General features: G+C 57.8%; 11 protein-coding genes. 4 read left to right on the top strand and 7 right to left on the bottom strand.

Annotation, left to right across the window (positions count from 1 at the left end; genetic code table 11):
• Positions 1 to 143 precede the first annotated feature (143 nt).
• The 3 genes from G3N97_RS32300 to G3N97_RS32290 are packed head-to-tail and all read right to left on the bottom strand — an operon-like array spanning position 144 to position 2559.
• Entirely contained in the window at positions 144 to 1694 is a 1551-nt protein-coding gene (locus G3N97_RS32300) for an IS66 family transposase (RefSeq protein WP_205996990.1), read from the bottom strand.
• A 32-nt stretch (positions 1695 to 1726) separates the two neighbouring features.
• Positions 1727 to 2020 (bottom strand): IS66 family insertion sequence element accessory protein TnpB, encoded by a 294-nt coding sequence (gene tnpB / locus G3N97_RS32295; RefSeq protein WP_205996988.1) that lies wholly within the window; start codon positions 2018 to 2020, stop codon positions 1727 to 1729.
• Between the two features lie 35 nt (positions 2021 to 2055).
• Complete coding sequence (locus G3N97_RS32290) at positions 2056 to 2559, bottom strand: transposase (protein ID WP_205996987.1); 504 nt, start codon at positions 2557 to 2559, stop codon at positions 2056 to 2058.
• Between the two features lie 306 nt (positions 2560 to 2865).
• Here G3N97_RS32290 and G3N97_RS32285 point away from each other — a divergent pair, with 306 nt between their 5' ends.
• The gene (locus G3N97_RS32285; protein ID WP_205996986.1) at positions 2866 to 3006 is read left to right on the top strand and encodes a hypothetical protein; all 141 of its coding nucleotides are present in this window, start codon (positions 2866 to 2868) and stop codon (positions 3004 to 3006) included.
• Here the strand turns inward: G3N97_RS32285 and G3N97_RS32280 are convergent.
• Genes G3N97_RS32280 through G3N97_RS32270 form a run of 3 tightly spaced genes read right to left on the bottom strand, consistent with a single transcriptional unit; the run spans position 2997 to position 4586 of the window.
• The gene (locus tag G3N97_RS32280) at positions 2997 to 3389 is read right to left on the bottom strand and encodes a 5-carboxymethyl-2-hydroxymuconate Delta-isomerase (protein WP_205996985.1); all 393 of its coding nucleotides are present in this window, start codon (positions 3387 to 3389) and stop codon (positions 2997 to 2999) included. The two genes, G3N97_RS32285 and G3N97_RS32280, sit on opposite strands and share 10 nt — an antisense overlap.
• A 14-nt stretch (positions 3390 to 3403) precedes the next feature.
• Entirely contained in the window at positions 3404 to 4225 is an 822-nt protein-coding gene (locus tag G3N97_RS32275) for an extradiol ring-cleavage dioxygenase (protein WP_205996984.1), read from the bottom strand.
• Between the two features lie 34 nt (positions 4226 to 4259).
• On the bottom strand, positions 4260 to 4586 hold the full coding sequence (locus G3N97_RS32270; RefSeq protein WP_205996983.1) for an aromatic ring-opening dioxygenase subunit LigA: 327 nt from the start codon (positions 4584 to 4586) through the stop codon (positions 4260 to 4262).
• Between the two features lie 87 nt (positions 4587 to 4673).
• Here G3N97_RS32270 and G3N97_RS32265 point away from each other — a divergent pair, with 87 nt between their 5' ends.
• Positions 4674 to 5609, top strand: coding sequence for a LysR family transcriptional regulator (locus tag G3N97_RS32265; protein WP_205996982.1), 936 nt, complete (start codon positions 4674 to 4676; stop codon positions 5607 to 5609).
• Positions 5610 to 5918: 309 nt separating this feature from the next.
• Here G3N97_RS32265 and G3N97_RS32260 read toward each other — a convergent pair whose 3' ends face one another.
• Positions 5919 to 7694 (bottom strand): sigma-54-dependent Fis family transcriptional regulator, encoded by a 1776-nt coding sequence (locus G3N97_RS32260; protein ID WP_205996981.1) that lies wholly within the window; start codon positions 7692 to 7694, stop codon positions 5919 to 5921.
• Positions 7695 to 8377: 683 nt separating this feature from the next.
• Between G3N97_RS32260 and G3N97_RS32255 the strand changes: the two genes are divergently transcribed.
• Together G3N97_RS32255 and G3N97_RS40245 are read left to right on the top strand one after the other, a co-directional pair.
• Positions 8378 to 9430: a porin gene (locus tag G3N97_RS32255; protein WP_205996989.1), complete on the top strand. Its 1053-nt coding sequence runs from the start codon at positions 8378 to 8380 to the stop codon at positions 9428 to 9430.
• A 65-nt stretch (positions 9431 to 9495) separates the two neighbouring features.
• Positions 9496 to 9858, top strand: a complete 363-nt coding sequence (locus G3N97_RS40245; protein WP_205996980.1) for a BON domain-containing protein — start codon at positions 9496 to 9498, stop codon at positions 9856 to 9858.
• The last annotated feature ends 570 nt before the right edge of the window (positions 9859 to 10428 follow it).

Here is a 10428-nt window from a genome sequence, read left to right as displayed (position 1 = left end):
CTGGCCAGCGAAACCCATCAGGGACAGTGAGCCCGTCTCACAACGAAAGTCCGAATGTACGGGTGCAATCTTCCTTCTACCGTTCACCAACTGCGAGCTTGGCAAACCGGGGGCGTCCATGTACGGTCAGTGAACGACGCCCCTCAGCGGATCTGCTCGGGCATGGCCCAAGGCAGTAGCGCCGCGTAATCGTCAGCGGTCGTAGCGAGCGGCAATTTCGCAAACAGCCAGACGAGATAGCGATACGGCTCGACGCCGTTGGCCTTGCACGTCTCGACGAGCGAGTACAGATTGGCACTGGCCTGCGCGCCCGCAACGGTATCGGAGAACAGCCAGCCTTTACGGCCGACGACGAACGGTCGGATCGCGTTCTCGCACAGGTTGTTCGAGATCGGCCAGATGCCGTTCTCAACGTGGCGGATCAGTTTGGGCCACTGGCCGACCATGTATTGCAGCGCTTTGCCAAGTAGGCTCGACGGCACAACGTTCGGCAGATGTTTGACCATCATGCGCTCGATGATGGCGAGCACGCGGGCGCTGTAGCGTGCGCGCAGCCGCTGCCGACGTTCCGGTTTCCACTTCGCACTGCGTGCCTCGGCGGCAAACAGTTTGCCGATCAGCGTAACGAAGTGCGTGGCCAGCAGATCCGGCGAGCGTGCTGCCTTCGGCACGGACTCTTCGGCCTTGATGAAGCCACGGCGCACATGCGCCCAGCAGCCGAGATGCACGAGCAGGTGATCGTGGGCGATGCCGTTGTAAAGCTCGTAGCCGTCCGTCATGAACGCCGCACCCGACTTCACACCAGCATAAAGCCGCTGTGCATGCTGTGCACCTCGCCCCGGCGAGTACGAGAACATTCGCACCGGCGGACCGGAGCCGTTGACCTGTGCCCACAGATAGCTCTTCGACTGAGGACTTCGTCCGGGTTCCTTAAGTACCTGGAAGGTCGTCTCGTCGCCGTAGATGAGGTCCGATTCGAGCAGCACATCGCGCATCAGGTTAATGACGGGCTGTGCGGCAAGACCCACACGCACCACGCTGGCAGCCAGTGTATTCGACGAGATGTCGCCGCCGAAGCGGCGCAGCAGCGTCGCCTGGCGATACAGTGGCATGCCGTACTGATACTTGCCGGTAATGATCCACGCGAGCGCCGATTCCGTGAGCAACCCACGCGGGATGATCCGTACCGGGGCTGGCGTTACCTTGATGCCCAGATCGCAGCACGGGCAGGCGTATTTGACGCGCTGGTGCTGAATGACGCGCACCTGCTCGGGAATCACGTCGAGCTGTTCGCTCGTCTCGAAGCCGATCTCGACGAGCGCGTGGCCATCGTGCGCACAGAACCGCTCCGATTCCGGCAGTTCGTGGCGCACGACATCGCGCGGCAGATTCGGATCGAGTGGCTTGCGCCCGCGTTTGCGTGTGTGAGCGGCGACTTGCGTGCCGGGCACGTCCTCGCGCGCGGGTGCGGCGTCGGTCGGTGCGAGTGCTTCGGCTTCGTTGAACAGGCCGAGCTGGTCGGCGTGACGTGCCTCGCTCGATGCGCCGAACAGTTCGTGCCTGTAGGCGCGCAGTTTCTCTTCAGCCAGATCACGCTGGGCACTCAGGAGCCGAAGCTCGCCACGCAATGCCTCGCGCTCGGCAAGCAGTGCCTGGTATTCCTTAGCATTCAGCGTGATGGTGTCGTTTGGCATGGCCCTATTAGACCATGCCGTGCGCGCCATGTTTAGCTGATCCGCGCGTAATATCGCTGAGGGTGTTTCTGAATCACGGCAAGATCGATGCCGTCGAGCAGCCAATGCAGTTGCTCGACGTTGAGCGTGATCGTTTCGCTTCGTGCAGTCGGCCAGACGAAACGGTCAGCTTCGAGCCGCTTGAGCAGCAGCCAGAAGCCGTTGCCGCCCCAGCCGAGAATCTTGATGCGGTCTCGGCGGCGGTTGCCGAACACGAACAGGCCTGAAGTCATCGGGTGCAGGCGCATCGCCTGTTCGACCAGGATCGACAGGCCGTTGATGCCCATGCGGAAGTCGACCGGATCGCGATGCAGGTATACCTTCAGCCCTTCGTCGAACCGGAACACGGCAGCCTCCCGAGCATCTGGACCACTGCCGTCAGTTCTTCGAGACTCGTTTCGCCCAGGTCTAATTCGACACCATTGGGTAGGCGCACATGCAGGGCGACTGCTGTTGCCGGCGCCCCAGGTAGCGGCTCGCGTGCCACCACCGGGGGCTGCGACGGCACTGTCACGACTGGCGCAAACGCCGACGCAGATGAGTTCACCAGCTCACGCGCCGGCATGTCAATCGATACTCCGTCGATCATCTCGATCGTGCGCGAATCCTGCTGGCCGGCCACTGCCGTTTCGCGTTGCATCAGATACTTCGTAATCCATTTGCGCAGCAGGTTGGCATTGATCCCATGCTCCTGCGCCAGTCGCGCAACCGACACGCCTGGTTGCAGCGCCGCTTCTATCAGCGCGCGTTTGGCGCTCTCATCGTACCGGCGACGACCGTCCCGCGTCAGCCGAACTACTCCTAACTCTGAGTTTTTGACAGTCATTGGTGTCCACCTATTCACCTATTTAGGTGGACACCTTTCTCTCATACTCCATCTGCCAATGGCAGGGCGTGGGTCATTGACCGCTTACGATTCACTTGCGACCTGGTTCGAGCCTGTTTCGTGGCAACTTGCGTAGCATATTGGCCTGTACGTGGGCCTGGATGCCCACAAGGATTCGATTACGGTCGCCTACGCGCTTGGGATCGGCGACGTCGAACTATTCGGCAAGATCGGCACTATGCAGATTGACGTGGATCAGCCGACGATTTTCCCTGGGAAGATGCCAGGCGGGTGCCACTCGGTGCCATGATCGGCACCGGTTACCGTCCATGGCCGGTGATGTCAGCGGTTCTTCAGCGTCTGATCGATCCAGCTGAAACGCTCGCCATTCGCGAAATCAATGGCGGCGCTGGCGAGAACGAGTATCCCGCTGGAACTCATGGCTGATGTTTCAAGCGCGCGTGGATGTTGTTCTCCTTGTATGAACCATCCTTGTCGGCCTCTTCTACATACATTGAAAGCGCAAACGAACGTGTCTCGAAGACTGGTTCGAAATGAGCCTTGATCATTTCGAACATCTCGCCGAAAAACCGCTCCTTGAAAGCGGGATCGCGTCCGGACCCGATCTTCACCATCACATTGACGAACGCGTCATCGGCTTCGCCGTCTGCGACCACGTATTCGTCGAGCCGGATTGCGCGCACGCGAATCCCCCCGGTCGGAAACACCCCTTCCGAGTCACGAAATTTCGCAGCAAGCTTCTTGAGGAGTGGACGAATCTGGGCATCCTCGCCCAGGTTACTCGTGTATTCAACTATGCAGTGTGGCATAACCGTATCCGTGGTCAGTTTGCGATATCCATGACGCCCACCGTACCCGAGACCGAAAAGATGGGAATGGGCCGAAAATACCGCAGTGTGCCTTGGCCACCGGCCGCAGCCGCGAGAGCTACATACGTGCGGATCTCAAAGCCGCCCTGGCCCGCCTGACTGTAGATTTCACCATCGGTATAAGACAGCAGCGCGCTCTTGTCATTGGCCGACCAGCGCTCCAGGAATTCACGGTCCCACGCCTCGTTGATGCGGCCTGAATCGGGCGTGCACGGCCAATGCGAAATGCCGCCAGTAGCGACAATTGCTATGCGCTCAGTCACGCTATCAGCGGCCCGGCGCAACGCTTCACCGAAGGCCCAGACCCGCGCCATCGGAGTGAGCGGAGGCCCCTGACAGTTGATGTTGACGGGAATGATGTCCAGGTCGTACTTTGGAGTCAGGAAGTGCAGGGGCACCATCAGGCCATGATCGAACTTCCACTCCTCCGCGAAGCTGACGTCCACTGTTTGCATCACTTCCTGGATCACTCTCTGGGACAGCTCGGGGTTGCCCGGTATCTCCGTGCGCTGAATGCCGAGCCACGCCGGATCCTCGATCGGACCTTCATAAACCTCACCCATGCCGATCGCGTAAGCCGGCATATTGTTCATGAAGAAGTTACCGAAGTGCTCTGCCCCGACGAGTATCAGTGCATCGGGGCGAGTGGCACGCATTTCCTCTCCCATCGCGAAAAACGCTTCGTGGAAGTCCTCGACTACCTGCGGTTCCGCCATATGGGGCCGGCCGGTGATGCCCGGGGCGTGGCTGCATACGCCTGCGAAAACAAGACTCATATCTTTTGTTCTCCTATCGGTCTGGCGGCGGAAATCAAACGCCCGCAACCTTTTCGTCAATGCTGGTGGTCATCGCGTATACGCCTGCCCGAACCGGGCCATAACGGCTGACACCATCGCGTAACGCCTGGATGTATGCCGCCCAAGGCACTCCCAAAAAAGCCGCAAAATGCATCAATAGCTGCCCGTTAGCGCCTAATACATAAATCAGCCCCAAATCACCTTCGTCAATGGCCCTGCGTTCCTCCTCAATCAGACGGTATCCATTGAGTACAGTTTTCCGATCACGTCGGTAATGATCCTGCACGGAGGAATCCCGGTTAAGGTCGTAAAGGAATTTCTGGAGAGCATAGAGACTCATGGACGTTGATCGATCGGTTAATGAAGGAGTGGCCCTACTTTAGGCGCCACGGTATCATTCGACTAGCGGGTTTCACGAGTTATCATCATGCAGCGTACACATGATCCAGATTTCGATCTAAATTTATTGCGTGTCTTCGACGCACTGATGACCGAACGCCATCAGACCAGGGCAGCGTCCCGGCTGGGTCTGTCTCAGAGTGGAATGAGTCACGCCCTGACACGGTTGCGGGCGTTCTATGACGACCCACTGTTCAACCGCGGCAAGGGCGGCATGCTACCCACACCTCGTGCCGAGGAGCTGGCGCCATCCATCCATGCACTGATGGAAACTATCCGTCACGAGGTGCTTTCGCGCGCAGTGTTCAGCCCGCGCTCGGCCCGCCGGACATTCTCCCTGTGCCTGACGGATCTGGCCGAGCTGGAATTCGTATCACCGTTGCTCCGCTTCTTCGAAGAAAATGCTCATGGCTGCGTACTACGAACGCTGCAGGTGCCTAGCAAAGCCATGGCGGAAGCACTGGAATCTGGCGATGCCGACCTAGCAATCGGTGCACTGGGCAACCTGCCCGAGATTCTCTATCAGCAGTTGCTCTTCACGTCACCTTTCGTCACTCTGGTCAGTAAGCGAAACCGCCGCCTGCCGAAGGCGCTGACACTCGCCCAGTTCGAGGCAGCACAGCACATCGTCGTTGATCTGAACGATCCGGTACACTCGTCTTTCGATCAGGTGATCGAAGCCGCCGGCATCCATCGCCAGATCGTGCTGCGTACGCCACACTTTCTGAGCGTACCGCTACTACTGGATGCGCACCCTCACATGCTGGCGACCGTACCTCAGGCGCTCGCACGCCAGTTCGCCCGATTTGACCTAGTGCGCGAACTCGCCCCTCCCGTGACCTTACCCCGAATGGCATTACGCCAATTCTGGCATCCGCGCCATAATAGCGATCCGGCAAACGTGTGGCTGAGGGGGGTGATCAGAAGGTTGTTCGGTGACGGCCCCGGCGCCGCTAGAGGCTGACCTGGGACCGCCCCATGCCGGACAGTACGGGGGCTGGAGCAGCCCGGTTTGGCAAGTCTCAGCGGCTGTTTGACAGAGACCTTGGGCTCGATGAGCGTGGAGCCACAGATCGTGTTCGATACGCTAATACTCGATGATGGCCGCGCTCCAGGCGAGCAAGCCGTGGCCGAATAGGATGGCACTCGCGACGGCGTGCTATAGCTCAAGCGGTCCAGCCCCGAGCATCGGACAACAATACATCACTGCGGCTCGATGACCTTGTTTGCGTTAAGCACTGGACGGCACTACAGTTGTGCATAAGACAGTGTATCAAAGCAGGCCGTAACGCTTAAGGCGATAAGCGAGCTGCGCACGTGTGAGTCCAAGCGCGCGGGCTGTGGCAGCGACATTGTACCTGTTCGCCACCAGGGCTTTTCGATACGTAGCCACTTCCTTGGCGGACAGCTCACCGGTGTTCGAATCAGCCCCCGTATGTTCATTCTTCCGGATTGGCGCATCCTGCACAATTGTCCCTGTTTGGACGAGGTGCCCATTTTCGGCCAGTGAAAGCAGTCGCATGGTATGAACTTCGCCCTCACGAAACAGATGATGCACATCAATAGGCTCATCTTTTTCTGCCATTATCAGCCCGCGCTCTACCAGATTCTGCAACTCGCGAATATTTCCCGGAAACTCGTATTGAAGTAGGGCCTGCACTGCACGCGAAGTGAACCCGGGTACCTCGCGTTTATGTTGCACAGAGTAGCGACGCAAAAATAGCTCCATCAACAGTGGAATATCATCGCGCCGCTCCTTGAGAGGGGGTAGTGATATCGGAAACACATTCAGGCGAAAGAACAAGTCTTCGCGAAATCGTCCCGCACTCACTTCGTCGCGCAGGTCGACATTGGTGGCAGCGACAACACGCACGTCAACTTCAATTTCCCGTGTGCCGCCAACACGCTCTATGCGACGCTCCTGAAGCGCCCGGAGCAGCTTGCCTTGCGCGACAAAGCTCAGTGACGCGATCTCATCAAGAAACAGCGTACCGCCCTCGGCACGCTCGAAGCGCCCGGGGCGTGAGCTTACCGCACCGGTGTAGGCTCCCCTCTCGACTCCGAACAGCTCGGACTCGATCAAGGTGTCGGGGATGGCAGCACAGTTGATTGCCACGAACGGCGCTTCCGCTCTTGGGCTGATGGCGTGCAGCGTCTGTGCAAACAGCTCCTTGCCGGCGCCGGAAGGGCCAGTGAACAGCACTGTTGCTGAGGTCGAAGCCACTCGCTCGATCAGATGACGAGCAGCACTGAAGCTCGAGGAAATGCCGACCAGCGGCGCCACGCCAGTCTCTTTCCTTTCGGTTGAGTCATTTCGGCCGGCCGTCTGCGAAGCCACGGATACGAAGCTGCGGCGCATTCGTGTAGCTGAAGCCTCCGGCTTGAAGTAGCGCAGATCCTGCTCAGGGTCGTCCCACTCCTCTGCGGGCCGCCCAATGATACGACACACATCACCACCGCTCGAGAGACAGGAAACCTCACGAAAAATGACCCTTTTCCCCATGAACGCACTCGCGTATCCGCTCGAATAGCCAACCGTCATCCAGCAACCCGGTTCTGTACCGATGCCAAAGGATGCGATATGTTCGTCGTCCTCATGCGAGTCGTGCAACAGAAACTCCGCGTAGAAATCTCCACTGCCAACGTCGAAATCAAGGGCGACCATTTCCGGACGAACGATACCTGCGAGCCTGAGCTGTCTGAGCCCCGCATGGAATGCCTCAGTCGGATCGCTATCGGGCCACGTACGGTGAACGAGTTCGACATCGCGGCCCCCCGTCGTGTAGCCAACGCGAGTTAGCAGCGAGCGAGCATGGTCGAGACCCAGACAGGAGACCAGCTCACAGCGCAGCGCCCCGTAAGTGCTCGATCGCCACAGAAGCATGCGCTGGTCGTTAAGCCAGATGCGCCCGTCATCCGGCGAGAACACCAAGGATTCCCTCAATCCTTGCGGTGTAGGGGTGGTGCCGTCATCGATATTCCCTTTCCTGTCGGTCGGCAACGCCTTCCGCTGCCGTTCATACCGGGAAGAGATAAGCGGTTGTTTCATCTGGGGAAAACCCTCGGAAGCACGATAGTTCAGATCAGAAAGTGATGATCAATTTTATCTCATGTTAGTAAGTATGCATCGGGGGTTACTACCAAGTGTGCTCCCTAATAGTTTGTTTTCCTTGGTTAAATTCAGACCACCTTCTCTGGCACCAACATTGCAATCCATGATCCGCAAGCACATCTCGCAAGAGCAAGAGTATCCCGTTGATGAATCAGCTACAGGATGCGCGTAAGTGCAGCACCAGCGCTATCTCGGCCGTGTCTCACGGCGCCAGCGCTGCAGCATTGAGTAGTAGATGGCCAGCATCGGGATCGGTCTCCGCGTCTTGCGCCGCGTGTACATATGACCCCGCCCCAGCGGTCCATTGGCAAACCGCCATGCGCATGCCAGTAGGCCGTTCCCAGCAGCTATTGCGGCGCGTCAGAAGAGACTTCTGGCCAGGCCTGCTGTATAGGCTAGAGGTATCGGGTAGTTGTCGATTGCAGTCTGAAACAGCATTACGCAGAGGAGGCACCAGAAACCAGGCAATTTAATTCAGTGCTATGTAATAAGTAGTACATAACAATTGACTACTGTAAATAAATATTAATACGGACGGCAACCGGTCCGTCCATAGATGGAGACAATCGATGTTCAAGCAACGAGGTCGGGTTCTGAGACTCATCGCGGCGGCCACGAGCATGCTGGCTGGAGGTGCCGCACACGCACAGAGCAGTGTCACGCTATACGGTATGGTCGATGCGGGGTTGCTCTATACAAGCAAGACAGCCAGCTCTACAGGAGCCAATGCGGGCAGTCAATTTTCGTTCGTCGATAGTGGCCAGTCTCCCTCACAATTCGGCTTGACGGGTACTGAGGATCTTGGAGGGGGACTGAAGGCAAGTTTCAAGCTGGAGAGCGGGATCAGCATGGCGAACGGTGGATTCGGCAATTCGAATGGGAACATGTTCGGTCGTCAGGCGTGGATCGGCCTCGAGAACAACTACGGTGAAGTCAAGGCCGGCCTGCAGTTCTCACCGTTCTTCCTTTCGCTCTTTGACCTCGATCCACGCGGCGTTTCGCAGTTCGGTAGCGGTCTCGTCAACTATGTCAACAACGCTTTTGTTACCGGCATTTTTAATGCGAACTCGATTTCATACACAAGCCCTGTCTTCTATGGTTTCCAAGGTAGTGCCCTCTATGCTTTCGGTGGGTCGGCAGGTGACTTCCAGGCTGGTCGTCAATACTCTGCGAACCTGAAGTATGACAACGGAACCGTGATGGTTGAGGCGGCTTTCTATGATGGCAATGTTGGCACCTCAGGCACCTCGGCGCCAGCCATTTCCACCGTCGGATTTGAAGGCCGCATGATTGGGACATCGTACAAGATCGGCAACGTGACGCTGAAGGCATCGTTCACCAACTATAAGGGGCAGGGCGAGTCAAGCGTGGGGTATGGCGCCATCAACAACAACGTCTATGGCGGAGGCGTGGACTGGCTCGTGCTTCCCCAGCTCGCCCTTAACGGCGGCGTGTGGTTCACGAGCGACCGCAACGATACGTCGAATCATTCGCTGCTCGGTGCTGTTGGTGCAAACTATTTCCTTTCACGTGCGTCGACGCTCTATGCGCAGTTTGGTCTGGTGGACAACCGTGGCACGATGAATACAGGTATCTCGATCAACAATGCACTCAACGGTGTCCCGAACGCCACCACTTTCGGCGCGGAAATTGGTATCCGCCACATCTTTTGATGGGACCCGTGCCGCAAGTTTGATCGCTCGATCTTGAGTATGTTATTTACAGAGGAATGCAAAGCGTGAAGAAAGCATCTTTTATCCAGTACACCGCCTGTGTTCTGATTGCCCTTGGTATGACAAGCGTCTACGCTCATGGCGACAGCGATGATTTATCCGCGGCTTCGCAGGTGCCAGTTAGTCCGACATCCGGTCCTAAGGAAATACGTAGGGCAAACCTCATGCTCGCCAAGTCGGTGCGCCGCGCGCTCGTGAAAGTGAAGGGACTCGACTCGACCAATGTCGTCGTGTTGGCAAAGAACGGGGACATCGTGGTGGGAGGATCCGTGCCCGATTCGAGTCAGATCCCGCTCGCGATTTCGACGGCTCAGGGTGTCGCCGATGTGAAGTCCGTGAAGAACGCACTGACGATCAAGCGTCGTTAAGTGCCTACAGCACCGCACGCAGAGTTACACAGACGTCGAAAGTTCGCGGTGTGCCGATACAGTGCGAAAGTGACGTTCTCCACATCCGCGGCGGGTAGGCAGTCCGGATGATATGGAACGTCGACGGGACTGCACGCCAAGGTACGTCTGCGGGTATCGCTGTCGGCATGTATCGTATGTTTTGACGCAGAAGGTTCAGAGGGTGGCGCGTCTCATGCGCCACTCCAGACTCGCGTGGCGTCACGAGCTCGAATGGCACGTTCACGGATGATCGTCGCAATGGCGTCAAATGGGAGCAAAATCGAACGCCGATTCGAACCACTCGATAACTCGATTTTTGTTCGACCTGCGAACCGTGTTTTCTGCTGTCGGCAAGACTTCCTGGAAGCGTGGGCACAACTATCGATGGTCGTGGCCGAAGACAAACAAGGCAAAGCGGTATTTGGCCTTCCCCTGTTCTCCCGGACACATCAGCTAAGCTGACGTAATCCTGAGAGGATGGAATGAGCAGAACAAGAAGGCACTTCACCGACGAATTCAAACGCGAGGCGGTCCGGCTATGCAACGAGC

Source organism: Paraburkholderia sp. Ac-20347 (genome assembly GCF_017104805.1).
Lineage (GTDB): Bacteria > Pseudomonadota > Gammaproteobacteria > Burkholderiales > Burkholderiaceae > Paraburkholderia > Paraburkholderia tropica.
The sequence above is the reverse complement of the archived record's forward strand: the minus strand, read 5'-3'. Positions and strand labels throughout refer to the sequence as shown.